This is a genomic window from Kitasatospora sp. NPDC088134 (assembly GCF_044741705.1).
GTDB lineage: Bacteria > Actinomycetota > Actinomycetes > Streptomycetales > Streptomycetaceae > Kitasatospora.
In genome coordinates this window covers 496025-521774 of sequence record NZ_JBIUTD010000002.1, presented here as the reverse complement: position 1 = coordinate 521774, position 25750 = coordinate 496025, and the positions used below count along the sequence as shown (strand labels likewise).

Annotated in this window: 20 protein-coding genes and 1 riboswitch; of the genes, 7 read left to right on the top strand and 13 right to left on the bottom strand. The window is 72.2% G+C overall.

Annotation, left to right across the window (positions count from 1 at the left end):
* The 9 genes from ACIOHG_RS05865 to ACIOHG_RS05825 form a co-directional block, all read right to left on the bottom strand.
* The coding region (locus ACIOHG_RS05865; RefSeq protein WP_400945734.1) for an IS5 family transposase at window positions 1-418 on the bottom strand (418 nt) is incomplete at its 3' end.
* 38 nt (window positions 419-456) lie between these two features.
* The gene (locus ACIOHG_RS05860) at window positions 457-1368 is read right to left on the bottom strand and encodes a DUF6891 domain-containing protein (protein WP_400945729.1); all 912 of its coding nucleotides are present in this window, start codon (window positions 1366-1368) and stop codon (window positions 457-459) included.
* Window positions 1369-1417: 49 nt separating this feature from the next.
* On the bottom strand, window positions 1418-2452 hold the full coding sequence (locus ACIOHG_RS05855; protein ID WP_400945727.1) for an ABC transporter ATP-binding protein: 1035 nt from the start codon (window positions 2450-2452) through the stop codon (window positions 1418-1420).
* A 28-nt stretch (window positions 2453-2480) separates the two neighbouring features.
* Window positions 2481-3527: an ABC transporter ATP-binding protein gene (locus ACIOHG_RS05850; protein ID WP_400945724.1), complete on the bottom strand. Its 1047-nt coding sequence runs from the start codon at window positions 3525-3527 to the stop codon at window positions 2481-2483.
* The gene (locus tag ACIOHG_RS05845; protein WP_400945721.1) at window positions 3524-4534 is read right to left on the bottom strand and encodes an ABC transporter permease; all 1011 of its coding nucleotides are present in this window, start codon (window positions 4532-4534) and stop codon (window positions 3524-3526) included. Before ACIOHG_RS05845 ends, ACIOHG_RS05850 begins: the two co-directional genes overlap by 4 nt.
* A 111-nt stretch (window positions 4535-4645) precedes the next feature.
* Window positions 4646-6406, bottom strand: a complete 1761-nt coding sequence (locus ACIOHG_RS05840; RefSeq protein ID WP_400945719.1) for an ABC transporter substrate-binding protein — start codon at window positions 6404-6406, stop codon at window positions 4646-4648.
* A 62-nt stretch (window positions 6407-6468) separates the two neighbouring features.
* Window positions 6469-7452 carry an ABC transporter permease gene (locus ACIOHG_RS05835; RefSeq protein WP_400945716.1) on the bottom strand — a complete coding sequence of 328 codons (984 nt, stop codon included), beginning with the start codon at window positions 7450-7452 and terminating at the stop codon, window positions 6469-6471.
* Window positions 7453-7839: 387 nt separating this feature from the next.
* A complete protein-coding gene (locus ACIOHG_RS05830) occupies window positions 7840-8700 on the bottom strand; it encodes an enhanced serine sensitivity protein SseB C-terminal domain-containing protein (RefSeq protein ID WP_400945714.1) in 861 nt (286 codons plus the stop codon).
* A gap of 143 nt (window positions 8701-8843) precedes the next feature.
* On the bottom strand, window positions 8844-9611 hold the full coding sequence (locus ACIOHG_RS05825) for an enhanced serine sensitivity protein SseB (RefSeq protein WP_400945712.1): 768 nt from the start codon (window positions 9609-9611) through the stop codon (window positions 8844-8846).
* A gap of 198 nt (window positions 9612-9809) precedes the next feature.
* A riboswitch (glycine riboswitch) is annotated at window positions 9810-9915 on the top strand.
* Between the two features lie 101 nt (window positions 9916-10016).
* On the opposite strand from ACIOHG_RS05825, the gene gcvT reads away from it, so the two are divergent.
* The 4 genes from gcvT (at window position 10017) to ACIOHG_RS05805 (ending at window position 14432) form a co-directional block, all read left to right on the top strand.
* The gene (gene gcvT, locus ACIOHG_RS05820; RefSeq protein ID WP_400945710.1) at window positions 10017-11186 is read left to right on the top strand and encodes a glycine cleavage system aminomethyltransferase GcvT; all 1170 of its coding nucleotides are present in this window, start codon (window positions 10017-10019) and stop codon (window positions 11184-11186) included.
* Between the two features lie 91 nt (window positions 11187-11277).
* Window positions 11278-11652 carry a glycine cleavage system protein GcvH gene (gene gcvH / locus ACIOHG_RS05815; protein ID WP_400945708.1) on the top strand — a complete coding sequence of 125 codons (375 nt, stop codon included), beginning with the start codon at window positions 11278-11280 and terminating at the stop codon, window positions 11650-11652.
* A gap of 16 nt (window positions 11653-11668) precedes the next feature.
* On the top strand, window positions 11669-12937 hold the full coding sequence (gene glyA / locus ACIOHG_RS05810) for a serine hydroxymethyltransferase (RefSeq protein ID WP_400945706.1): 1269 nt from the start codon (window positions 11669-11671) through the stop codon (window positions 12935-12937).
* A 127-nt stretch (window positions 12938-13064) separates the two neighbouring features.
* The gene (locus ACIOHG_RS05805; protein ID WP_400945703.1) at window positions 13065-14432 is read left to right on the top strand and encodes an L-serine ammonia-lyase; all 1368 of its coding nucleotides are present in this window, start codon (window positions 13065-13067) and stop codon (window positions 14430-14432) included.
* 214 nt (window positions 14433-14646) lie between these two features.
* Here ACIOHG_RS05805 and ACIOHG_RS05800 read toward each other — a convergent pair whose 3' ends face one another.
* The 4 genes from ACIOHG_RS05800 to ACIOHG_RS05785 form a co-directional block, all read right to left on the bottom strand.
* Window positions 14647-15111, bottom strand: a complete 465-nt coding sequence (locus ACIOHG_RS05800) for an ATP-binding protein (protein ID WP_400945701.1) — start codon at window positions 15109-15111, stop codon at window positions 14647-14649.
* 190 nt (window positions 15112-15301) lie between these two features.
* Entirely contained in the window at window positions 15302-16489 is a 1188-nt protein-coding gene (locus ACIOHG_RS05795; RefSeq protein WP_400945699.1) for an Ig-like domain-containing protein, read from the bottom strand.
* 222 nt (window positions 16490-16711) lie between these two features.
* Complete coding sequence (locus ACIOHG_RS05790) at window positions 16712-17980, bottom strand: Ig-like domain-containing protein (RefSeq protein WP_400945697.1); 1269 nt, start codon at window positions 17978-17980, stop codon at window positions 16712-16714.
* A 167-nt stretch (window positions 17981-18147) separates the two neighbouring features.
* Window positions 18148-19353, bottom strand: coding sequence for an Ig-like domain-containing protein (locus tag ACIOHG_RS05785; protein ID WP_400945694.1), 1206 nt, complete (start codon window positions 19351-19353; stop codon window positions 18148-18150).
* Between the two features lie 213 nt (window positions 19354-19566).
* Between ACIOHG_RS05785 and glgX the strand changes: the two genes are divergently transcribed.
* The 3 genes from glgX to ACIOHG_RS05770 all read left to right on the top strand — a co-directional run bounded on the left by glgX (window position 19567) and on the right by ACIOHG_RS05770 (window position 25509).
* Window positions 19567-21744, top strand: a complete 2178-nt coding sequence (gene glgX / locus ACIOHG_RS05780) for a glycogen debranching protein GlgX (RefSeq protein WP_400945691.1) — start codon at window positions 19567-19569, stop codon at window positions 21742-21744.
* 103 nt (window positions 21745-21847) lie between these two features.
* A complete protein-coding gene (locus ACIOHG_RS05775; RefSeq protein WP_400945689.1) occupies window positions 21848-23680 on the top strand; it encodes an ABC transporter ATP-binding protein in 1833 nt (610 codons plus the stop codon).
* Window positions 23677-25509, top strand: coding sequence for an ABC transporter ATP-binding protein (locus ACIOHG_RS05770; protein ID WP_400945687.1), 1833 nt, complete (start codon window positions 23677-23679; stop codon window positions 25507-25509). Before ACIOHG_RS05775 ends, ACIOHG_RS05770 begins: the two co-directional genes overlap by 4 nt.
* Window positions 25510-25750 lie beyond the last annotated feature (241 nt).

The following is a 25750-nucleotide window of genomic DNA, read 5'->3' as shown; positions in this document are numbered from 1 at the left end:
GGCAGTTGAACAGTTCCGTCCACAACCGAGCGTTCCTGACCGCGTGCGCGGCACCCCCTTTGAGGACCGGCGCCGTACGGCGGGCGCCGGCCGCACGGTGGTGCGCGCGGATGGAGGTGGAGTCGACGGAGATGTCCCAGTCGATCCCGCCGGCGGCATCCGCCTCCGCCTGGACCCGCTGGAGCAGGCGCTCCCACGTTCCGTCCGCCGACCAGCGGCGATGCCGCTCGTGAACCGTCTTCCACGAGCCGTAGCGCTCCGGAAGGTCCCGCCACGGCACACCCGTCCGGGTCCGGTACAGGATCCCGTCGATAACCTGCCGATGGTCCCGCCACCTGCCGCAACGCCCGTTGCTCACCGGCAGCAGCGGACGAAGCCGCTCCCACTGACCATCAGTCAGATCACCCCTACTCCCCATAGCCGCATCAACGACTCAACTGATCGGCAGGACACGGCCTAGCCCACCAGCCGGCGCCGCCAGTCCAGGTCGACCAGCTCGATCGCCCCGGACGGGTCGCCGTCCCAACGGACCGTCAGGCCCTGGGCCCGCAGCGCCGCGACGACCTCGTGGCCGACGGCGGTGGTGGTGGCCTCCGAACCGTCGAAGCCGCCGTAGTACAGCGACAGGCCGTGGCCGCGGACGGCGTGGCCGGTGCCCTGGCGGTGGAAGTAGACGAAGCCGCGGGCCTGCTCGTTCTCGGCCCCGATCTCGGCCTGGCCGCAGCCGTGGCAGCAGGTGAAGTTCTCCCGGGCGGTGAGACCGGCCTCCTCCAGCGCCGCGAAGGCCCGGGCCAGCCGCTCCGGGTCGGTCTCGCCGACCCAGCCGCGCTGCTCGGCGACCCGCTCCAGCCACAGCCGGTCGGCGAGCTGCTCGGCCTGCTCCTTCGTCACCGGCCGGCGGTCGCCGTCGACCAGGAACTCCTCGGCCAGTTCGGCGGCCTCCGCCAGGGTGGCGTACCCGCCCGCCAGCAGCTGCCGGACCTCCTCGACCAGCAGCCGCTCGTCGTCCGCGGGCAGCGCGAGCGGCGCGGGCTCCGGGTCCGGCCCGAAGTCGATCCGCTCCCACTCCGCGCCGGCGTCCCAGTCGGCGTCGCCGCGGGCCCAGCCGAGCAGCAGCGCGCCGACCCGCTCCGGCCCCTCGACCTGCGTCCCGTAGTGCCGGGACTGCGCGCCGTCCCGGTGCTCGACCGTCCAGCCGCCGTTCCCGGGGCAGGCCTGGGCGTAGGTGTCCGGCAGGTCGGGGACCCGCTGGAGCACCAGGAAGGCGTCCGGCCAGTGGGCCATGTCCCGCACCAGGTCGAGGAGTTCGTCCTCCGACACGCGCACCCGGACGACGTCGGACTGGTCCCGCACCGTGATATCGAGCATGGCCGCCACTGTGCCACGCGGTGCGGACAGTCCGGTCGGCGGCCCCGGGCTACTCCGCGGCGTTCTCCGGGAAGTGGCAGGCCACCCGGTGCCCGTCGGCCGCGACGGCCAGCGGCGGCTCCTCCACGGCGCACTTCTCCTGGGCCTTCCAGCAGCGGGTGCGGAACCGGCAGCCGGACGGCGGGTCGAGCGGGGAGGGCACGTCGCCGGTGAGGCGGATCCGCTCGCGCTGCTCCTTGCGCCGCGGGTCGGGGACCGGGACGGCGGACATCAGCGCGTTGGTGTAGGGGTGCATCGGGCGGGCGTAGAGCGCGTCCCGGTCGGCGATCTCGACGATCTTGCCGAGGTACATCACCGCGACCCGGTCGGAGACGTGCCGGACCACCGAGAGGTCGTGCGCGATGATCAGGTAGGTCAGGCCGAGCTCGTTCTGCAGGTCGTCCAGCAGGTTGACCACCTGCGCCTGGATCGAGACGTCGAGGGCCGAGACCGGCTCGTCGGCGACGATCATCTTGGGGCGCAGGGCGAGCGCCCGGGCGATGCCGATCCGCTGGCGCTGGCCGCCGGAGAACTCGTGCGGGTAGCGGTTGTAGTGCTCGGGGCTGAGGCCGCAGAGCTCCAGCAGTTCCTGGACGGCCTTCTTCACGCCGCCCTCGGTGGCGACCTTCTGCAGCCGGAACGGCGCGCCGACGATGGTGCCGACGGTGTGCCGGGGGTTCAGCGAGGAGTACGGGTCCTGGAAGATCATCTGGATGTCCCGGCGGAGCGGGCGCATCGCCCCGGTGCCGAGGTGGGTGATGTCGGTGCCCTCGAACTCGACCGTCCCGCCGGTGGGTTCGTCGAGGCGGGTGACCAGCCGGCCCATGGTGGACTTGCCGCAGCCGGACTCGCCGACCACGCCCAGGGTCTCGCCGGCCCGCACCTCGAAGTCGATGCCGTCGACCGCCCGGACCGCGCCGACCTGGCGCTTGAACAGGCCCTTGGTGACGGGGAAGTGCCGGGTGAGCCCGGTGACCCGCAGCAGGGGCTCCCGGTCGGACGGTCCGGCCTGGGCCGGCACGGTCGCGGTCTGACGGTCCGTCATCGCTGCTCTCCAAGTGGGTGGTACGTGCTCACAGCCGGGGCGCGATCTCTTCGGCGAAGATCCGGTGGCGTTCGGCGATCGGCAGGTGGCAGGCGGCGTGGTGCCGGGGCGCGGCCTCGGCGAGGACCGGCACCTCGGTGCCGGAGCGACCGCCGGTGAGCTCGGCGTACGGGCAGCGCGGGTGGAAGGCGCAGCCGGACGGCACGTTGATCAGGCTGGGCGGGGTGCCCCTGACCGGGGTGAGCCGGTCCTGCAGCTCGCGGTCGAGCCGGGGCATCGAGCCGAGCAGGCCCCAGGTGTAGGGGTGTTCGGGGGCCTCGAAGAGGGCGGCGGCGGGGCCGCGCTCGACCGGCTTGCCGCCGTACATCACCAGGATGTCGTCGGCGAGTTCGGCGACCACGCCGAGGTCGTGGGTGATGATGACGACCGCGGAGCCGAACTCCTGCTGCAGGTCGCGGATCAGGTCGAGGATCTGCGCCTGGACGGTGACGTCGAGCGCGGTGGTCGGCTCGTCGGCGATCAGCAGCGAGGGGTCGTTGACCAGCGCCATCGCGATCATCGCGCGCTGCCGCATGCCGCCGGAGAACTCGTGCGGGTAGCTGTCGACCCGCTTGTCGGGCTGCGGGATGCCGACCCGGTCGAGCATCTCGACGGCGCGCTTGCGGGCGTCCTTCTTCTTGGCCGCCGGGTGGTGCACCCGGTACGCCTCGGTGATCTGCTGCCCGACCGTGTAGTACGGGTGCATCGCGGTCAGCGGGTCCTGGAAGATCATCGCCAGCTCGCGGCCGCGCAGTTGGCGCACCCGCTCGGGGCCGGCCGCGATCAGCTCCTCGTCGTTCAGCCAGATCTCGCCGCTGATCCGGGCCCGCTTGGAGCGGTGCAGGCCCATGATGCCGAGCGAGGTGACGGACTTGCCGGAGCCGGACTCGCCGACGATGCCGAGGGTCTTGCCGCGCTCCAGGTCGAAGCTCACCCCGTCCACCGACTTGACCAGGCCGTCGTCGGTGTCGAAGTGGATCTTCAGGTCGCGGACGGAGAGGAAGGCCCGGGAGGAGGGCTTATCGAGGTCGGTCATGACAGCCTCACGCGGGGGTCGACAGCGGCGTACAGGAGGTCAACCAGGAGGTTGCAGAGGACGATGAAGAAGGCCGCGACCAGGGTGACGCCGAGGACCTTGGGGAGGTCGTTCTCGCCGATGGCCTGGACGGCGTAGGCGCCGATGCCCTTGAGCGAGAAGACCTGCTCGGTGATCAGGGCGCCGCCGAGCAGCAGGCCGAGGTCCATGCCGAAGATGGTGATGATCGGGGTCAGCGCGGCGCGCAGGCCGTGCCGGACGACCACCTTCCGCTCCTCCAGGCCCTTCGCCCGGGCGGTGCGGATGTAGTCCTCGCTCATCGTCTCCAGCATGCCGGCCCGGGTGAGCCGGGCGTAGAGCGCGGAGTAGAGGAAGGCCAGCGAGATCCAGGCGAGCATCAGGTGCCCGGCCCAGGCGAACGGGTCGTCGGTGAAGTCGACGTACTCGATGTTCTCGAAGACCACCCACTTGTAGTGGAAGAGCCACTGCACCAGCAGGCCGGTGAAGAAGATCGGGGCGGACACGCCGGCCAGCGCGACGCTCATCGAGGCGCGGTCGAAGAACGAGCGCGGCTTGAGCGCGGAGACGACACCGGTGGAGACGCCGGCGATCAGCCAGATCACGGCCGCGCCGACGGCGAGCGAGAAGGTGACCGGGATCCGCGAGGAGATCTCGGGCCAGACCTCGACGTGGTTCTTGAACGAGTACCCGAAGCAGGGGACGTGGCAGCTGACCGGGTCCGGGCCGAACTGGTACTCGGCACCGCTGACCAGGCCCTTCAGGAACCGCCAGTACTGGACGTAGAGCGGCTGGTCGAACCCGAGGTTCTGCTTGACCGCGGCGATCGCCTCGGGGCTCGGGTTCTTGCCGACGTACTGGGCGGCCAGCTGGTCGGTGGTCTCGCCGGCCAGGGCGGGCAGCACGAAGAAGATCGCGAAGGTGATCGCGCTGACCACCAGCAGCAGCAGGACGGCCGCAGCGACCCTTCGGATGATGTAAGCGAGCATAGTTGGACGGCCGCGGCGGCCCGCCTCCGTCCCGGGGGTCCGGGACGGAGGCGGGCGCCGCTGCCTTCACCTGCCTTCAGGAACGTGGAGCCAGGGTCTGGAGCCAGGGCCTTACTTGGAGACGCCGATGTTCAGGTAGTCGTACTCACCCGAGAAGGCGGGGGTGGAGCCCACGTTGGTCGCGGACGCCGGGCGGTACAGGAAGACCTTGTAGTAGGTCAGCGGGACGATGACCGCGGCCTCCATGGTCTTCTTGTCGATCTCGCCGTAGATCTTCTCGCGGGCCGCGCGGTCCGGGTTGGCGATCGCGTCGGAGAGCAGCTTGTTGATCGACGGGTCGTTCAGCTCGGACAGGTTGGTGTTGCCGGACTTCTTGATCGCGTTACCGTCGACCACCTGCTGCAGGAAGCCGTAGCCGGTCGGCCAGTCGGCGCCCCACTGCATCATGATCAGGCCGATGTTGTGCTCCTTGTTGTACGCCGGAACACCCGCGAAGTCCGAGAAGTACTTGCCCTGCGGGAACTGCTGGATGTCGACCTGGATGCCGACCTTCTGCAGGGCGGCCTGGACGGCGGTGGCCGAGGCGACCTCGGTGGCGCGGTCCTGGCGGGCCATGATGGTGGTCTTGAAGCCCTCGGGCTTGCCGCAGGCCTTCAGCGCGTCCTTGGCCTTGGCCTCGTCCGCCTTGTTGCCGGCGGTCTGGTACAGGTTGAAGTCCTGGTGGCCCGGGATGTCCGGGGGCAGCACGGTGGAGGCGATGTCGCCGCGGATCGGGCCGCCGATCGCGGTCTGCACCGAGACCTTGTCGATCGCGTACTGGACGGCCTTGCGGCAGTCGATGTTGTCGAACGGCGCGACCTGGGTGTTGATCGCGGTGTAGACCAGGCGGCCGCCGTAGGCGTTGTCGGTCGAGGACTTGAGCTTCGGGTCCTGCAGGATCTTGGCCTGGGTCTGCGGGTCGACGCCCTTGCCGGCCAGGTCGACCTGGGCGTTGCCGGCCAGCAGGTCCTGGTCGATGGTCGCCTGCGCGATCTTCAGCTTGACCTGGATCTTGTCGGCGAGCTGCTTGCGGATCGGGTCGGTCTTGGCGTCCCAGTTCGGGTTCGGGACGAGCACCGCCTCCTTGCCGTCCGCGTAGCTCTGGAACTTGTAGGAGCCGGAGGACACGATGTTCTTCACGTAGTCCGCGCCGGTGTCCTTGGCCTGCGGGACCGGGACGGTCTGCGGGGCGGAGACCAGGTAGTCGAAGTCCGCGAACGGCTGCTTCAGGTGGAAGACGATCGTGGTGTCGTCCGGGGTCTCGATCGACTTCAGGTCGCCGGTCTTGTCCTTGTACGGGCCCTGGTACGGCTCCGGGTTGTCGACCAGCAGGTCGTGGAAGTAGGTCGGGCCGTTGGACAGCACGTCCGGCGCGAAGTTGGAGCGCTCGACCGCGTACTTGACGTCCTTCGAGGTGATCGCGGAGCCGTCGTCGTACTTCAGGCCCGCGCGCAGCTTGTAGGTCCAGGTCAGACCGTCGGTGCTGACCTTGCCCAGCGACTCGGCCAGGTCGGGGACGAGCTTGTTGCCCTCCTCGCCGGCGGCCGGGTTGAAGGTGGTCAGCGGACGGCCGTACAGGCGCGAGAAGTTGTACATGTACGCGTAGTACGTGTTGCCCGGGTCGAAGGAGTCCGGCACGTCGGAGTGCTCGTAGACAACCGTGCCGCCCTTCTTGTCCGAGACGTTGACGACGGCCTTGGTCGCGGCGTTGGCACCGCCGGCCTTGTCGCCGCCGGAGTCGCCGCTGCCGCCCTTGCTGCTGGAGCAGCCGGTGAGCGTCAGCGCGGTGGCCGCGGCGAGCGCGGTCAGCGCGGTGATACGGGACCTGCGCATGGGAGAGATCAACCCCTTGGACGGTAGGAACGCGGGTGTGGCGGTGGAATCCTGACCCGAGGTCAGTTGTTCTTGGGGTCGAGGGCGTCTCGCAGCCCGTCGCCCAGCAGGTTGAAGGCGAAGACCGTGACGAAGATCGCCAGGCCGGGGACGAGCATGTACTGCGGGTCCACCTGGTAGTAGTCGATCGCGGTCGCCAGCATGCCGCCCCAGGAGGCCTGCGGAGGCTCGACGCCGACGCCGAGGAAGCTCAGGCCGGCCTCGAAGAGGATGTTGGTCGGGATCAGCAGGGTCGAGTAGACCAGGATCGGGCCGACCAGGTTCGGCAGCAGCTCCTTGAACAGGATGAACGGTGTCCGGGCGCCCAGGCTGCGGGCGGCGGAGACGAACTCGCGCTCGCGCAGCGAGAGGGTCTGGCCGCGCACGATCCGGCCCATGTAGGGCCAGTTGAAGAAGCCGATCACGAAGACCAGCACCGCGATGTGCAGCGAGGTGCCGTGCAGGCCGAAGGCGCCGTCCTTGAGCGAGGCCGAGATGGCGATCGCGAACAGCAGCAGCGGGAAGGCCAGGAACATGTCCATCAGCCGGCTGATCACCGCGTCCACCCGGCCGCCGTAGTAGCCGGCCACGACGCCGAGCACGGTGCCGATCACGTTGGACAGCACGGTGGCGCCGAACGCGACCAGCAGCGACACCCAGGAGCCCTCGATGATCCGGGTCATGATGTCGCGGCCGTACTGGACGTCGATGCCGAGCGGGTGGTCCCAGCTCATGCCGCCGAAGTCGCCGGGCGGGATGCCGCCGAGGTTGGCGTCCAGCAGGTCCTGGTGGAACTCGTTGGGGTCGAGCCCGAAGACGGCCTCGATCGGCTTGGCCAGCACCGCGAGCAGCACCAGCAGGATCACCACCACGCCGCCGGCGACGGCGGCCTTGTCGCGCTTGAAGCGCGTCCAGGCGATCCGGCCGAGGGAGCGGCCCTCGATCTGCTTGGCCGCGGTGGCGGCCTCACCGGCGGCGGGGCCGGCGGTCTCGGTGGGTGTGGTCATGAGTCAGTTCGTTCCCCTCGCCGACGCGTTGGCGGCCTCGGGCGGCGGTACCGCAACACCTGTCGGCGGTGCAGAAGTTCGTGCGGGATAACCATCAGGCGGGTTGCGCAGCACTCTCTGTCATGGGGAGTGCCCGGCGGAAGACCGTGCTCGGGAAGGATGCCTAACTGTGATCTGTCGGCATGCAAGATCACTCACCGCGCATATCGCTCTTCACACAGCTGTTACATGTGCGTCAAGAGGGCCGGTGACGACACCCCGCCACTGGCGGGATAACGCCAGGTGTTCCGGGTGCTCCGCGCGTAGACACCGGGGTGACGAAAAACCCCCGCCGACTGCGGAGGCAGCCGGACCGGGGGTTTTCGGACGGTCCGTCGGGGGGTAGGGTCAACGGCCCCCGTAGCCCGGCCAGGGGGCCTGCGGCCAGCCCTGGGCCGGCCCGGCGGGCGGTTGCGCTCCGTAACCGAAGCCGGTCGGGTAGGGCTGCGGAGCGCCCGGCGGCACCCCGTGCGGGGCGCCCTGCGGCGCGCCGTGCCGGTCGAAGAACGGGCGGGCGTTGGCCCACATCCACATCGCCACCGGGTCGAACTCGTCGGCCAGCATCACGGTGGAGACGGCCGGCCCCTCGGGGGCCTGCGCGGCGGCGCGCTGCACCAGCGCCCGGGCCGCCTCGACCGAGGGCGGCGAGGTGTCGTACAGGTCGAGCCCGACCGCCAGGTAGGGCTCGCCGAGCACCGGCTGCACCCAGGCCCGCCGGAGCGAGCGCAGCGGCCGCACCTCGGGGGCCTGCTGCTCCAGCACGGTGAAGAACTGCGGTGCCTGCCCGGCCGGTTCGGAGATCCGCAGCGGCCCGGCCGGCAGCAGGTCCAGGCCGACCGCGATCCGCCGCAGGTCGGCCCAGGGCACGCCGACGCCGCCGCCGGGGCGGTGCGGGTCCAGCCACAGGCCCCAGCGCGAGCGGTACAGCGAGGCCGCGATCTCCGGCCCGGAGACCACCTCGTGGCCGCGCGACCAGCCGCAGGCGGCCAGCTGGCCCGGCGAGGTCACGCCGGGGGCGTAGCCGTGGCCGCCGACGTCCATGTTCCCGTACTGGGCGTCCGGGCTGCCGGGGCTGCCGTGCCAGAGCAGCATCCAGACCTGTCCGCCCGCGAGGGCGCGCAACAGCCCCTCGTACGCCTCCCAGCGCTCCGGTGCGACCGCTGCGAGGGCGCGCTCGATCGCGCCCGGGTCGCCGGCTGCTCCCGCCACGTCGCCGCCTCGTCTCTCGTCTTCCTCGCCCCGCCCGCCCCACCGCGCTCGGTGGGCCGGGGCAACCCTATGGGGCGCGCCCGACAGCCGTCATGCCGCGTCCCCCGTGCGGCCCTCTCCGCGGGTCCGGTCCGGGGCGGCGCTCAGGGCCGTACGTAGAAGGGCTGTACCCGGCCGAGCAGCCAGTCCACCACCGGGTCGGCGACCAGGTCGAGCAGCACCAGGTGGACGCCCCACGAGGGCGCCGCGGTTCCGAGCGCCCGGCCGAGCGCCAGGTTGACCTCGCCCGGGTCCGCCGGGGCCGCCGGGTCGAGCTGCACGCCCACGTACAGCAGGGTGGCCTCGCCCTCGACCTTGGCCAGCGCCCGACGGGCCGTCAGCACGCCCGGCAGTGCGGCGAGTTCACCGGTGGCGGCGGCCAGGAAGGCGAACGGCTCCTGGTGCGGCTCGGGCTCCTTGAGCGCCACCCGGGCCCCCTCGGTGACGCCCTGCGCCTCCCACTCCGGGCCGCGCGGTCCGCGCCGCAGCTCGCCCACGCCCTCCGGCGGCACCGGGATGCCCACCGGCGCCTCCGGGTTGACCGCGACGCCGATGCCCAGCGGCAGGCCGCGGGCGAACTCCCACATCGGGGCGATCGCGAACGGCAGGCCCGGGCAGTGCCGGAGGAACTGCTCCTGCGAGGAGTACACCGGCACGTAGGGGGCGCCGGCCAGCTCCAGGGTCGGCAGGTCCAGCGCGCCGGACTGCGGGTCGGCGCCCGAGGGCAGCGGCACCCACACCTGGCTGCGGGCCAGCACCTCGATCACCCGGGGCGTCGCCCCGGGGTCGCCGAGCGCCGCCGTCAGCACCCGTTCCAGCTCGTTGGCCGGCCAGGCCCCGCCCTCCGGAACCTGACCCAGCGGGAACCCCATCTCGCCCCTCCACATCCGCGGTTGCGCCCAGGTTAGCGGCGCGGCGGGGTGCGCCGCGGCGCCCGCGGCCCCGGGGGCGCCCGGCGGCCGGGCGGGGGGCCGGTCGCAGGTGTACGCCCGGGGCCCGGCCGGACCCCTCTCCCGCGAGCGGCCCGCGGCATGCCATGATGGGCCCGCCCAAACTTCATACCGGCCGCTCGAACCCGCGCGGGAGAGCCGGAACGGCCTGTCCGCAGGCCGCGCCCGGCGCCGAAGGAGCAAGTCCTCCCCGGAATCTCTCAGGCACCCCTACCGCGTGGGCGAGGCAGATCTGGAAAGTGGACACGGCCGCGCCGTGCGCCCACCCACGGTGCAAGCCGCCCTACCTTGTTCAGGAGGCGGTGAAGCTCTCAGGTTCGACGACAGATGGGGAGACCCGCCCCAGCCTGCCCGTTTCCAGATCCCGGGAGTCCCGTCGTGTCCCTCCGCCTGACCGCGCTCGACGCGCTGCACCGCTCGCTCGGCGCCACCATGACCGACTTCGCCGGCTGGGACATGCCGCTGCGCTACGGCAGCGAGCGCGAGGAGCACCTCGCCGTCCGCACCCGGGCGGGCCTGTTCGACCTCTCGCACATGGGCGAGATCACGGTGTCCGGCCCGCAGGCCGGCGAGCTGCTCGACCACGCCCTGGTCGGCTTCATCTCGGCGCTCGGCGTGCTGCGCGCCCGCTACACCATGATCTGCCGCGAGGACGGCGGCATCCTGGACGACCTGATCGTCTACCGCACCGCCGAGGACGAGTACCTGGTGGTGGCCAACGCCTCCAACGCCCAGGTGGTGCTGGACGCGCTGACCGAGCGCGCGGCCGGCTTCGACGCCACCGTCCGCGACGACCGGGACGCCTACGCGCTGCTCGCCGTCCAGGGCCCGGAGGCCAACGGCATCCTGGCCAAGCTGACCGACGCCGACCTGCCCGGCCTGAAGTACTACGCCCTGCTGCCCGCCACGGTGGCGGACCGTCAGGTCTGGCTGGCCCGCACCGGCTACACCGGCGAGGACGGCTTCGAGGTGTTCTGCGCCCCCGCCGACGCCGAGCACCTGTGGACGGCGCTGACCGGGGCGGGCACCGCCGAGGGCCTGGTCCCGTGCGGCCTGTCCTGCCGCGACACGCTGCGCCTGGAGGCCGGCATGCCGCTGTACGGGCACGAGCTGTCCACCGAACTGACCCCGTTCGACGCCGGCCTCGGCCGGGTGGTGCGCTTCGACAAGACCACCAACAACGGCGAGTTCGTCGGCCGCAAGGCGCTGGAGGAGGCCGCCGCGGCGGCCGAGACCAACCCGCCGCGCAAGCTGGTCGGCCTGGTCTCCGAGGGCAAGCGCGTCCCGCGCGCCGAGTACTCCGTGGTGGACGCCGAGGGCGCCGTGATCGGCCGGATCACCTCCGGCTCGCCGTCCCCGACGCTGGGCAAGCCGATCGCCATCGCGTACGTGGACGCCGCGCACGCCGAGCCGGGCAGCACCGTCGCGGTCGACGTCCGCGGCAAGGCCGAGCCGGTCCAGGTCGTCGCGCTGCCGTTCTACAAGCGCGCCCGCTGACCCTCCGTCACCCCCCGAGCAGTCCTTTTCCGGTTCGTCCGCCCAGCGGACGGCCGCGCCCTCCCCTCCCGCGATCCTGGAGAATGACGTCATGAGCAACCCCACGCACCTGCAGTACACCAAGGAGCACGAGTGGCTGACCGCCGCCGAGGGCGGGGTGTCCACGGTCGGCATCACCGCGCACGCGGCCGACGCCCTCGGCGACATCGTGTACGTCCAGCTCCCCGCAGTGGGTGACACCGTCACCGCGGGTGAGACCTGTGGCGAGCTCGAATCCACCAAGTCGGTCAGCGACCTCTACTCCCCCGCCACCGGCGAGGTCACCGAGGTCAACCAGGCCGTCATCGACGAGCCGGCCCTGGTCAACTCGGAGCCCTTCGAGGGCGGTTGGCTGTTCAAGGTCCGGGTCGAGGCGACCGACGAGCTGCTCGACGCCGACGGCTACACCGCCTTCACCGGCGCCTGACCGGGAGACCCCCCTCATGACGGTTCTCAACCAGTCCCTCCACGCGCTCGACCCGGAGATCGCCGCCGCGGTCGACGCCGAGCTGCACCGCCAGCAGACCACCCTGGAAATGATCGCCTCCGAGAACTTCGCCCCGGTGGCGGTCATGGAGGCCCAGGGCTCGGTGCTCACCAACAAGTACGCCGAGGGCTACCCCGGCCGCCGCTACTACGGCGGCTGCGAGCACGTCGACGTGGTCGAGCAGATCGCCATCGACCGGATCAAGGAGCTGTTCGGCGCCGAGCACGCCAACGTCCAGCCGCACTCCGGCGCGCAGGCCAACGCCGCCGCGATGTTCGCGCTGATCCAGCCGGGCGACACCATCCTGGGCCTGAACCTGGCCCACGGCGGTCACCTGACCCACGGCATGAAGATCAACTTCTCCGGCAAGCTCTACAACGTGGCCGCCTACCACGTGGACGAGAAGACCGGCCAGGTCGACATGGCCGAGGTCGAGCGCCTCGCCAAGGAGCACCGGCCCAAGCTGATCATCGCCGGCTGGTCCGCCTACCCGCGCCAGCTGGACTTCGCCGAGTTCCGCCGGATCGCGGACGAGGTCGACGCCCTGCTGATGGTCGACATGGCGCACTTCGCCGGCCTGGTCGCGGCCGGCCTGCACCCCTCCCCGGTGCCGTACGCGGACGTGGTCACCACCACCACGCACAAGACCCTGGGCGGCCCCCGCGGCGGCGTCATCCTCTCCAAGGCCGAGTGGGCCAAGAAGATCAACTCCGCGGTCTTCCCCGGCCAGCAGGGCGGCCCGCTGGAGCACGTGATCGCCGCCAAGGCCGTCGCGTTCAAGGTCGCGGCCTCCGAGGAGTTCAAGGAGCGCCAGCAGCGCACCCTGGAGGGCGCCAAGCTGCTCGCCGAGCGCCTGCTCCAGGACGACGTCACCTCCTCCGGCGTCTCCGTCCTGTCCGGCGGCACCGACGTGCACCTGGTCCTGGTCGACCTGCGCAACAGCGAGCTGAACGGCCAGGACGCCGAGGACCGCCTGCACGAGGTCGGCATCACGGTCAACCGGAACGCCGTCCCGAACGACCCGCGCCCGCCGATGGTCACCTCCGGCCTGCGGATCGGCACCCCGGCGCTGGCCACCCGCGGCTTCGGCGCCGAGGACTTCCGCGAGGTCGCCGACGTCATCGCCGAGACCCTCAAGCCGGGCTTCGACGAGGCCAAGGCCGAGGCGCTGAAGGCCCGGGTCTCCGCCCTGGCCGCGAAGCACCCGCTGTACCCCGAGCTGTAACCCCACCCCCTTCGGGTGGTCCCGGGGCACCGCGCACACTGGACAGTGAGTGCGGTGCCCCGTTCCATGCCCCGCTCCCGTCCCACCGGACGGACCACTCCACGAGACCCGACAAGGACGTCACCCCGTGGCCCTCAGCGTCTTCGACCTCTTCTCCATCGGCATCGGGCCGTCTTCCTCGCACACCGTCGGCCCGATGCGGGCCGCCCGGATGTTCGCCCGCCGCCTCGACTCCGAAGGCCTGCTCGACCGGGTCTCCTCGGTCCGCGCCGAACTGTACGGCTCGCTCGGCGCCACCGGGCACGGCCACGGCACCCCGAAGGCCGTCCTGCTCGGCCTCGCCGGCCACTCGCCGCGCACCGTCGACGTGGAACTCGCCGACGGCGACGTGGACCGCATCCGCGCCGAGAAGCGGCTCCCACTGCTCGGCCGGCACGAGATCGCGTTCGACCCCGACACCGACCTGGTGCTGCACCGCCGCAAGGCCCTCCCGTACCACGCCAACGGCATGACCCTGTGGGCGTACTCCGCCGACGGCGGCGAACTGCTCACCAAGACCTACTACTCCGTCGGCGGCGGCTTCGTCGTCGACGAGGACGCCATCGGCGAGGCCCGGGTCAAGCCCGACGACACCGCGCTGCGCCACCCCTTCCGGACCGGCGAGGAGCTGCTCCGCCTCACCCGGGAGACCGGCCTGTCCATCTCCGGCCTGATGCTGGAGAACGAGAAGGCCTGGCGCACCGAGGCCGAGATCCGGACCGGGCTGCTGGAGATCTGGGCCGTCATGAAGGAGTGCGTCGCGGCCGGCATGGCCCGCGAGGGCATCCTCCCCGGCGGGCTCAAGGTCCGCCGCCGGGCCGCCAGCGCGGCCCGCGCGCTGCGCGCCGAGGGCATCGGCCCGGCCAACGCGATGGAGTGGGTCACCCTCTACGCGATGGCCGTCAACGAGGAGAACGCCTCCGGCCGCCGGGTCGTCACCGCCCCCACCAACGGCGCCGCGGGCATCATCCCCGCCGTCCTGCACTACTACCTGAACTTCATCCCCGGCGCGGACGAGGACGGCATCGTCCGCTTCCTGCTCGCCGCGGGCGCGATCGGCATGCTCTTCAAGGAGAACGCCTCCATCTCCGGCGCCGAGGTCGGCTGCCAGGGCGAGGTCGGCTCCGCCTGCTCGATGGCCGCCGGCGGCCTCGCCGAGGTCCTCGGCGGCACCCCCGAACAGGTCGAGAACGCCGCCGAGATCGGCATCGAGCACAACCTCGGCCTCACCTGCGACCCGGTCGGCGGCCTGGTCCAGATCCCCTGCATCGAACGCAACGGCATGGCCTCGGTCAAGGCCGTCACCGCCGCCCGGATGGCCCTCCGCGGCGACGGCCGCCACCACGTCTCCCTCGACAAGGCCATCAAGACCATGAAGGAGACCGGCGCCGACATGAAGATCAAGTACAAGGAGACCAGCCGCGGCGGCCTCGCCGTCAACGTCATCGAGTGCTGACGGGGCGCTTCCCCGAAATCCCCCGAAAACGGTGCGGGGCCCCTGTCCGCGGTGTCGCGGTCCGGGGCCCCTGCGCGTCACCCGGCGGCCAGAGGGGGTGCGTGCCGCGGGGTGGAAGTGGTCGGGTTTGTCGCCCGACATGCATGACTATCGCATGTTTTGAATGGCGGACAAAACTGAAAACAAGGCGTGTGGCTCAGTTCACCTTCACTTGCTAGGCGGCGGCGCGTTCGCGGATCTTGATCTCGAACCAGACGCCCTTGCCGCGCGGCAGCAGGTCCGCGCCCCAGCGCTCGGCGATCGAGTCGACCAGCTTGAGGCCGTGCCCGTTGGTGCAGACGGACTCGGGGGCGACGATCAGGCAGGGCATCGCGCGCGAGGAGTCACGGACCTCGACCCGCAGCCAGCCGGGCCGCCGGACCACCTTGAGGCCGATCATCCGACCGCCGGCGTGCCGGACGGCGTTGGCGACGAGTTCACCGGTGAGCAACTCGACGGCTTCCAGGAGCTGATGGAGTTTCCAGGTCTCTAAGACCGAGCGCACCAGCCGCCGGGCCACCCCGGCCGACTCCGGGCGGGAGGGCAGCCGCACCTCCTCGCCGGCGTCGGGATCGCTGAGTACGCCGAAGAAGATGTGCTCCATCTCCTCCGGCGTCAGCCGTTCCAGGTCGGCCAGCACGACGCGGGCCCCGATCCCTGACGGATCGTCACCGCGGCCGCCGGCCGGTGGAAGTGATGCCCGCTCCGCTTCGCCCCATCCCGCCATGCGCCCCATCATTGCGGAACGCGAGCGGCCGCGTACGGACAATGAGCAAACGATCACTATTCATTTGGCATATGCTGTCAGCAACCGAACTGGTGACCTACCGTCACCACTGGGACCAGGCCAGGTTCCAGCCGCTGAGGCCGTTCGCCGGGTCGACCGCCTCGCTCTTGGAGTTGACCACCTTGAAGACGTCGCCGACCAGGGTGGAGTCGTAGAGCTTGCCGGCGTCGGTGCTCGGGCTGCCGGTCTTGGTGTCGGTGACGCCGATGCAGCCGTGGCTGCCGTTGGAGTGGCCGATCACGCCCGCGCTCCAGGAGTTGCCGTGCACGTAGGTGCCGGAGTCGGTCAGCCGCATGGCGTGCGGGACCACCAGGTCGTACTCGTCGCCGGAACCGTCCCGGGTGATGCCGTTGGAGGTCATCCGGGTGGTGCCCTCCTTGGCCTCGACCACCATGACGCCGCTCCAGGTGTCGAAGCCTGGCTTGCCCGTGGTGATCGGGATGTCGTCGACCTGCTGGCCGTCCCGGACCACCGTCATCCGGTGCGAGGCGGCGTCCGTGGTGGAGACCTGGGAGCGGCCGATGCTGAACGGCTCGTCCTTGTCGACGCCGCCGTACACGCCGGGCGCGGTCTCCACGCTCTTGAGCTTGTAGTGGATGGTGACCTTGGTGTTGGCGTTCCAGTAGTTCTCCGGCCGGAAGTCCAGCCGCTTGTCGCTGAACCAGTGGCCCTTGACCTTGGTGCCGTCCGAGGTCTCGAAGGCGATGCCGGCCAGCACCGCGTCCTTGTTCTTCACCGCGCGGTCGAAGTTGACCGAGACGATCATGCCGACGCCGTAGGTCTCGTTGTCGGCGATGTTGTCGCTGACCCCGGCGTCCTTCTCGGGGGTGAGGGTGGTGAAGGAGGAACGCGCGTTGACGACCACGCCCTGGCCGTCCTCGGCGAGCGCGTCGACGGTGTAGGCGGTGCCGACCAGCAGCGGGCCGCCGGGGGCCCAGCCGGTGCCGTCGGCGGTGAGCGCGCCGGGCACCTGGGTACCGTCGGGGCCGGTCACCTTGACCGAGGTGAGCTTGCCGCCGGCCGCGGTCACCTTGACCGCTCCGGACGGCTTGACGTCCACCGTGCCGTTGGCGGGTTCGATGGCGATGGTGGCGGCCGACACCGTCGGCTTCGCCGGGCTCGGCGTCGCGCTGCTGCTGGAGCCGCCGCCCCCGCCCCCGCCCTCCGCCTTCGCCGGCCCGCTGCAGCCGGCCGTGGCCATCAGCACCAGGGCGCCCGCGAGCGCTCCCACGGCGAATCCCCCGCGCATAGCCTTCACGATTCCGCTCTCCCCACACACCCCGCCTGTCGGCTGACAGGTCTTTCGGTTGATATGACGGGCCAACTCCCCGAAACGTTGCGGGGGAAGTGTCCCGGTCCGGTCACGAACGGACCACGGCCCGGCAGCCGATCGGGCTGCCGGGCCGCCGGTGCGGTCGCCGTCGCCGCGGTCACGGCCGCGGAGCGCCGTGGGCTACCACTGGCTCCACGGCAGGGTCCAGCCGCTCAGCCCGTTGTCCGGGGAGACCGTCTTGCTGGTGGAGTTCTTGATCGTCACCACGTCGCCGACCATCGACGAGTTGAAGAACTTGCCGGAGGGCGAGCTGTCGCTGCCGTCCTTGGTGTCCTGCAGGCCGACGCAGCCGTGGCTGGTGTTGGCCTTGCCGAAGGCGTTGCCCCAGTAGTTGCCGTGCACGAAGGTGCCGGAGTCGGTCAGCCGCATCGCGTGCGGGACGTCCGGGATGTCGTACTCGTCGCCCTTCATGTTGGACAGGGTCGCCGAGTTCATCCGGGTGACCTTGTCCTTGCTCATGATCACCATGCTGCCGTTCCAGGACGAGTACTGGTCCTTGCCGGCCGTGATCGGGACGTTCTGGGTGCTGCCGTCGCCGTGCGCCACCGACATCATGTGGGTGGCCGCGTCGACCGTGGAGACCTGGTAGCGGCCGATGGTGAACGGCTCGTCCTTGTCGATGTCGCCGTAGATGCCGGGCGCGACCTCGACGTTCTTCAGGCGGTACTTGACCGTCACCTTGGTGCCGGGCTTCCAGTACTTCTCCGGCCGGAAGTCCAGCCGCTGGGTGCCGAACCAGTGGCCCTTGGCCTCGGTGCCGTCCGAGCCGACCACGGTGATGGCGCCCAGCACCGCGTCCTTGTTCTTGATCGACTTGGCGAACTTCACCGAGACGATCATGCCGACGCCGTAGGTGCCGTTGTCGGCGATGTTGTCGCTGGTGCCCGCGGTCTTCGCCGGGGTCAGCGTGGTGAAGCTGGTGGTGGAGGCGGCCACCAGGCCGGCCGAGTCCACCGCCTGCGCGTTCACCGTGTAGGTGGTGCCCACGGCCAGCTGGCCGGTGGGCTTCCAGCTCAGGCCGTCGGCGGCGATCTCGCCGGCCACCGCGGCGCCGTTCTTGTCGGCCACCTCGACCTTGGTCAGCTTGCCGCTCGCGACCGCGATCTGCAGGCCGTCCTTGGGCGCCACGTCGGTGGCGCCGTTGGCCGGGGTGACGGTCAGCTGTGCGGTGGAGACCTTCGGGGTGGCGTCCGAGCTGCCCGCGGTGCTGCTGTCACCGCCCTTGGCCTCGGTCGAGCTGCCGCCGGCGCCGCCGGCCTTCGCGTCGTCGTTGCACGCCGTGCCGAGCAGCAGGACGCCGCCCATCAGCAGGGCGGTCGCGGCGCGGCGCGTCCCGCGTCCGCGCCCGCCGCCGGCTATTCCCGCACCGGACTTCTGAACCGCCTTCACCGTGCTGCTCCCCTCCAGGTATTCACGACGAATACACGTGTGGCGCCCGGGATCGGTTGCACCGGGTCGGATGCGATTCGCGCCCTCCCGCCGGGGGCGGTCGCGCGCGCGGGGGTCAGGATAACCGGCGCACCTGAGTGAATCCTCGGGGGGAGCGGGGTGGTGGTTCAGTGAACGTCCGGCGCGCCGCCGGGCCGCCAGGCCGGCCAGTCCAGGTTCCAGTCGCCGAGGCCGTTGTCGGGCGCCACCCGGTCGCCGTGCGAGCCGCGCACCTCGACCACGTCGCCGACCGCGGTGCGCCGGAACAGCCAGCCGGCCGGGGAGTCGTCGGAGCCGCCCTTGGCGTCGGCCAGGCCGATGCAGCCGTGGCTGGTGTTGGCGGTGCCGAACACCGCCGGGTCGGACCAGTAGTTGCCGTGCACGAAGGTGCCGGAGGCGGTCAGCCGGAGCGCGTGCGGCACGTCCTTGATGTCGTACTCGTCGCCGAGGCCGACGGTCTGCGAGTTCATCCGGGTCTCCCCGAAGCGCTCGGAGACCACCATGGTGCCGAGGTAGCCGGCGTGCTCGGGGCTGCCGCCGCTGATCGGCAGGACGCGCAGCACCCGGCCGTCCTGACGGACCGTCATGGTGTGCGCGTCGAGGTCGACGGCGGCCACCAGCGAGCGGCCGACGGTGAAGTGCACGTCCTTGTGCTGGGTGCCGAGGTACCCGGGCGCGGCCTCGACGTCCTTGAGCCGCAGCGCCAGGGTGACCTCGGTGCCGGGCTTCCAGTACTTCTCCGGCCGGAAGTCCAGCCGCTGGTCGCCGAACCAGTGCGCGCCGACCTCGACCGGCGGGTCGGCGGTGACGGCGACCGCCCGCTCGACGGCGGCCCGGTCCGCGACCGGGCGGGAGAAGCGCAGCGAGACCGGCATGCCGACGCCGACGGTGGAGCCGTCCTCGGGGGTGAAGAAGGCGACGAAGGTGTGCTCGGGGGCGAGGGTGGCGAAGCCGGCGTGCTGGACGGCGCGCAGCCCGGCGGCGTCCTCGGCGACGGCGTCCAGGGTGTAGGCGGTGGCGGTGGCGAGCTTCGCGTCGGGCGTCCAGCCGGTGCCGTCGGCGGTGAGCGTGCCGGGGACCTCGGCGCCCCCGTCGGCGGCCAGCCGGACCGAGAGCAGCCGGCCCCGGTCGACCGCCACCCGGACGGCGCCGTCCACCGGGACGGCCTGCGCGCCGTCGCCGGGGGCGAGGGTCAGCCGGGCCCGGGAGACCGCCGGGGCGGTGGCGGGGGCGGCGTCCTCCGCCGGGGTCCGGCCGCCGCCGGAGCAGCCGGCCAGCAGGACCAGTCCGGCCGCCGCCGCCCGCCGTGCCCAGAGCCGTACCGCGGCGCGCATGCCGTCCTCCCGGGTTCCTCCGCCACCAGCCGTCGCCGGGCACAACGAGGGATTCCGCCTCCCGGACACGACCGGATGGTTTCCGCCCCCGCCTCCGCCGGGCACATGATCGAACACGGTGCGTCACACCCCGGCCCCGGGGTGCCGGACGGCACCGGGCAGGGAACAACCGGAAGAACGGGGACGGGCCCCCGGATGGCTGGGAGGGTCGCCATGACGGCGTGGCAGGAGCTGGGCACGGACGCGTCCCGGGAGTCGCGGCCGGCCGCCCCGGACGGTCCCGCACCGCCCTGGCCGGGCAGCTGGCAGCCGCTGGGCGCCCGGTTCCGGGCCGACGGCGCGGGCGGGCGGGGCACCAACTTCGCGCTCTGGGCGCCGAACGCGGAGGCCGTCGACCTCTGCCTGTTCGACGAGGCGGGCCGGGAGACCCGGCACCGGCTGGCCGAGCAGACGTACCAGACCTGGCACGGCTACCTGCCGGGCGTGCTGCCCGGCACCCGGTACGGCTTCCGGGTGCACGGCCGGTGGGACCCGTGGACGGGCGCCCGGCACAATCCGGCCAAACTGCTGCTCGACCCGTACGCCCGGGCGGTCGACGGCGGCTACACCGCCCACGACGCGACCTGCGCGGCCGTCCGGAACTGGCCGGAGCGGGACGTCGCGGACACCGTCCGGGACGACCGGGACTCGGCGCCGTACGTGCCGAAGGCGGTGGTGGTGCACGACGACGACGACTGGTACGACGACCACCGCCCGAAGACGCCCTGGGCCGAGACGGTGCTGTACGAACTGCACGTCAAGGGCTTCACGATGCGCCACCCCGAGGTCCCGCCGGCCCTGCGCGGCACCTACGCGGGGCTGGCCCACCCGGCGGCGGTCGCGCACCTGACCCGGCTGGGGGTGACGGCGGTGGAGCTGCTGCCGGTGCACCACCACGTCAGCGAGGACCACCTGCAGGCCCGCGGCCTGGTCAACTACTGGGGCTACAACACGCTCGGCTACTTCGCCCCGCACGCGGGCTACGCGGCCTCCGGCAGCCGGGGCCAGCAGGTCGGCGAGTTCAAGCGGATGGTGCGGGCGCTGCACGCGGCGGGCATCGAGGTGATCCTCGACGTGGTCTACAACCACACCGCGGAGTCCGGGGCGATGGGCCCGGCGCTGTCCTTCCGCGGCATCGACAACGCCGGCTACTACCGGCTGGACCGCTCCCGGCGCGGCTACGCCGACTACACCGGCTGCGGCAACACCCTGGACACCCGGCGCCCGCAGGTGATCCGGCTGATCACCGACTCGCTGCGGTACTGGGTCGCCGAGATGGGCGTGGACGGCTTCCGGTTCGACCTGGCGGCGGCGCTGGCCCGCGGCGGCGACGGCGTGGAGATGGAGCACCCGTTCCTGGCCGCGGTCTCCCAGGACCCGCTGCTGAGCCGGGTGAAGCTGATCGCCGAGCCGTGGGACGTCGGCCCGGGCGGCTACTGCGTGGGCGGTTTCCCGCCGCTGTGGGGCGAGTGGAACGACCGCTACCGGGACACCGTCCGGGACTTCTGGCGCGGCGCCCGCCCGGACGTCCGGGAGCTGGCCACCCGGCTCTCCGGCTCCTCCGACCTGTACCAGCGGGGCGGCCGGCGCCCGTACGCCTCGGTCAACTTCGTCACCGCGCACGACGGCTTCACGCTGCGCGACCTGGTCTCCTACGACCGCAAGCACAACCTGGCCAACGGCGAGGAGAACCGGGACGGCACCGACGACAACCGGTCCTGGAACCACGGCGTCGAGGGCGAGACCGCGGACCCGGCGATCCGCGCGCTGCGGGTCCGCCAGCTGCGCAACCTGCTGACCACGCTGCTGCTCTCCAGCGGGGTGCCGATGCTGACGGCGGGCGACGAGCTGGGCCGCACCCAGGGCGGCAACAACAACGCCTACTGCTGGGACGACGAGACCAGCTGGCTGGACTGGTCGCTGCTGGACGACCCGGACTGGCGCTCGCTGACCGAGCTGACCGCCAAGCTGGTCCACCTGCGCCGGGCCCACCCGGTGCTGCGCCAGCGGGCGTTCTTCTCCGGCCGCCCGGACGGCCCGGACGGGCAGCGCGACCTGGTCTGGCTGACCCCGGCGGGCCGGGAGATGACCGACGCGGACTGGTTCGCGCCGGGCCGGGCGCTGGCGATGCGGCTGTCCGGCACCGCGCTGTCCGAGCGCGACCCGCAGGGCCGCGAGGTGCGGGACGCGGACTTCCTGCTGCTGCTGAACGCGGCTCCCGAGCCGTGCCGGTTCACGCTGCCCGCCCCGCACGTCCCGCTGCTGGACACCGCGCTGGCGGGCGAGCCGGCCGCGGTGCCGGTGGCGGAGGTGCTGCTGACGGGCCGTTCGGCGATGCTCCTGACGGCCTGATCCGGCCGCACCGGGCCGCGCCGGTCCGGCCTGGCCGGTTCTCGCCGACAGGGGCAAAAAACCGGATGAGAAATGTCAGTGCGGGCGCCTACCCTGCTCGGCGATGGCCGAGAACCAGAACCCCGCTCCGCCCACCCCCGCGGATTCGAACGAACCGTCCACCGACGGGCCGCCCGGCACCCCGGCACCGGCCCCCCGGTCCGCGGTCCGCTCGCTGCTGCGCCTGTGGCCGTACGCCCGCGAGGCCCGCTGGCGGATCTTCGGCTCGATGACGGCCGCCGGGCTCGCCTCGCTCAGCGTGCTGGCCGTCCCGATCGTGCTGCGCCGGATCGTCGACGGGCCGGTCGCCCGGCACGACCTGGCCGGCCTGTGGCCGCTGGCCGTCGCCCTGCTGCTGCTCGGCGTCGCCGAGGCGGTGCTGTTCGGCGTCCGCCGGGTGATCGTGGCCCGCCCGCTGGCCAGGGTCGAGACCAGGCTCCGCGGCGACCTGTTCGCCAAGCTCCAGCGGCTGCCGATCTCCTTCCACGACCGCTGGCCCTCCGGCCAGCTGCTCTCCCGGGCCACCTCGGACCTGTTCGTGCTGCGGATGTTCCTGGTCTTCCTGGTCGTCAACTCCACGGTCTTCCTGACCGGCACCGCGCTGATGTTCGTGCTGGACTGGCGGCTCGCCCTGATCACGCTGGTCCCGGCGATCCCGCTGATGGTCTACACCCGCCGCTTCGAGGCCGGGTACTCCGCCGCCTCCCGGCTGGCCCAGGACCAGAACGGCGACCTGGCCACCGTGGTCGAGGAGTCGGTGCTCGGCATCCGCATCCTCAAGGCCTTCGGCCGGCACCGCACCATGGCCGCGGAGTTCCGCGACCGCAGCACCGAACTCCGCGGCACCGAGCTGCGCAAGGCCGGCCTGCTCGGCAACCTGTGGGCGGTCATCGTCGGCCTGCCCGAGCTCGCCCTCGGCGGCGTGCTGGCCGCCGGCGCCGTCCTGGTCGCGCACGACCAGCTCTCGGTCGGCACCCTGGTCGCCTTCCTGTCCACCGCGCTCGCCCTGCGCTGGCCGGTCGAGTCGATCGGCTGGCTGCTCGGCTTCGCCGCCGAGGCCGCCAGCGCCGCCAACCGCTACTTCGAGGTGATGGACGAACCGGAGCCGGCCGACCCGCCCTCCGGCCTGGCCCCCGCCGACGACCGCGGCATCCGCTTCTCCGGCGTCCGCTTCCGCTACCCCGACGCCCCGGCGGGCACCCCCGACCTGCTGTCCGGCATCGACCTGCACGTCCGCCCCGGCGAGACGCTCGCCCTGGTCGGCGCCACCGGCAGCGGCAAGACCACCCTGACGGCGCTGCTCCCCCGCCTGTACGACCCCACCGCCGGGTCGATCACGCTGGACGGCACCGACCTGCGCGACCTGCCCCGCGAGCGGCTGCGCCGCGAGGTCGCCGTCGCCTTCGAGGACCCGACGCTGTTCTCCGCCACCGTCCGGGAGAACGTCCTGATGGGCGCCCCCGACGCCACCCCCGAGCAGGTCGACGCCGCGCTGGCCACCGCCCAGGCCGCCTTCGTCGACAAGCTCCCCGAGGGCCTGGACACCGAGGTCGGCGAGCAGGGCCTGAGCCTCTCCGGCGGCCAGCGCCAGCGCCTCGCGCTGGCCCGCGCCGTGGTCGGCGAGCCCCGCTTCCTGGTGCTGGACGACCCGCTCTCCGCGCTCGACGTGCACACCGAGGCCCTGGTCGAGCGGGCGCTGCGCCGGGTGCTCGCCGACACCACCGCCCTGGTCGTCGCGCACCGCCCGTCCACCGTGCTGCTGGCCGACCGGGTCGCGCTGCTCGCCGACGGCCGGATCGCCGCCGTCGGCACCCACCAGGAGCTGCTGCACTCCTGTCCCGCCTACCGGGCCCTGATGTCCGGCGAATCCGAACTGGAAGGGGCGCTGGCCCGATGACCACCGCCGTCGCCGAACCCGCCGTCGACGAGGACGACCTCCTCCCCCCGGCCGCCGACGACCAGGACATCCCCGTCCCGCCCGGCGCCCCGCGCGCCCTGCTCGGCTCGCTGCTCGCCCCGCACCGCCGCCGGATCGCCGTCGCCGTCCTCGCCGTCCTGGTCCAGCAGGCCGCCCTGCAGGCCGGCCCGCTGCTGGTCGCCTTCGCCATCGACCGCGGCGTCCCCGCCCTGCGCGAGCACGACTCCGGCCCGCTGGTCGCCGTCACCGCCGCGTACCTGGGCTGCGCGCTGGTCGCCACCCTGCTGCAGCGCGCCTTCATCCGGCTCGCCGCCCGGATCAACCAGGACATCCTGCTGGAGCTGCGCGGCCGGATCTTCCGGCACGCCCAGCGGCTCAGCCTGGACTTCCACGAGCGCTACACCTCGGGCCGGATCATCTCCCGCGCCACCAGCGACGTCGACACCCTGCGCGAGCTGCTCGCCGAGGGCCTGCAGGAACTCCTGATGGTCTTTCTCTCGGTCGGCTACATCACGGTGGTGCTGATCGTCGTGGACTGGCGGCTCGGCCTGGCCGCGCTGGCCTCCTTCCTGCCGATGTACCTGATCGTCCGGTCCTTCCGGCGCCGCTCCCAGCAGGTCTACCGGCGCTCCCGGACGGCCGTCGCCACCATGATCGTCCGCTTCACCGAGACCATGAACGGCATCCGCCCGGTCCAGGCGTTCCGCCGCGAGGCCGCCAACGACAAGGCGTTCGGCGCCGTCAACCGGCAGTCCGCGACCGCCACCGCGGACGGCCTGCTGGAGATGGCCAGGTACGTCTTCCTGTCCCGGCTGACCGCCAACGTCTGGATCACCGGCGTGGTCGTCCTCGGCGCCCTGCTGGTCACCGACGGCAGCCTCGAACTCGGCGTGCTCACCGCCTTCGTGCTCTACCTGCGCCGGCTCTACGACCCGATCGACCAGCTGGCGATGTTCCTCAACAGCTACCAGTCCGCGGCCGCCGCCCTGGAGAAGATCTCCGGCCTGCTCGCCCACGAGCCGTCCGTCCCCGAGCCCGCCGAGCCCACCCCGCTGCCGGACGCGGCCGGCCGGGGCCGCGAGGTCGCCTTCCGCGACACCCGCTTCGCGTACGCCAACGGCAAGGAGGTGCTGCCCGCCTTCGACCTGGTCCTGCCCGCCGGGCGGACCACCGCCGTGGTGGGCGCGACCGGCGCCGGCAAGTCCACGCTGGCCAAGCTGCTCGCCCGGTTCTACGACCCCACCTCCGGCACGATCACCCTGGACGGCGTCGACCTGCGCGAACTCGCCACCGCCGAACTGCGCGCCAACGTCGTGATGGTCACCCAGGAGTCCTTCCTGTTCTCCGGGACGGTCGCCGAGAACATCGCCGTCGGCCGACCGGACGCCACCCGCGCCGAGATCGAGGCGGCGGCCCGGGCGATCGGCGCCCACGCGTTCATCGCCGCCCTCCCCGACGGCTACGACACCGACGTCCGCAAGCGCGGCGGCCGGATCTCCGCCGGCCAGCGCCAACTCGTCGCCTTCGCCCGCGCCCTGCTCGCCGACCCCGCCGTCCTGATCCTCGACGAGGCCACCTCCTCCCTCGACGTCCCCGGCGAACAGGCCGTCCAGCACGCCATGCGCACCGTCCTGGCCGGCCGCACCGCCGTGATCATCGCCCACCGCCTCTCCACCGTCGAGATCGCCGACCGCGTCCTCGTCATGGACCAGGGCCGCATCATCGAGGACGGCACCCCCGCCGCCCTCATCGCCGGCCGGGGCCGCTTCGCCACCCTCCACCGCACCTGGCAGGACAGCCTGGTCTGAGCAGCGCTTCGCTTCCACGGGCCTGCCGAGCTTCGCTTTTCCGGGCCTGCTGAGCTTCGCTTCGCCCGGCCCGGGGAGCGAAGCTCCAGGGGCCCGGGGAACGGCGGAGCCGAGGGGCGGGCGTCCGACAGGCAGCTGGGCGCCACCCCGTTTCGGGCCGAAGGTCCTCGGCGAAAGCCCCGTCGCGCCCCACTGTGCCCCGGCCCCACGCCTCTCGGCCCCGCCGTTCCCCGGGCCCCTG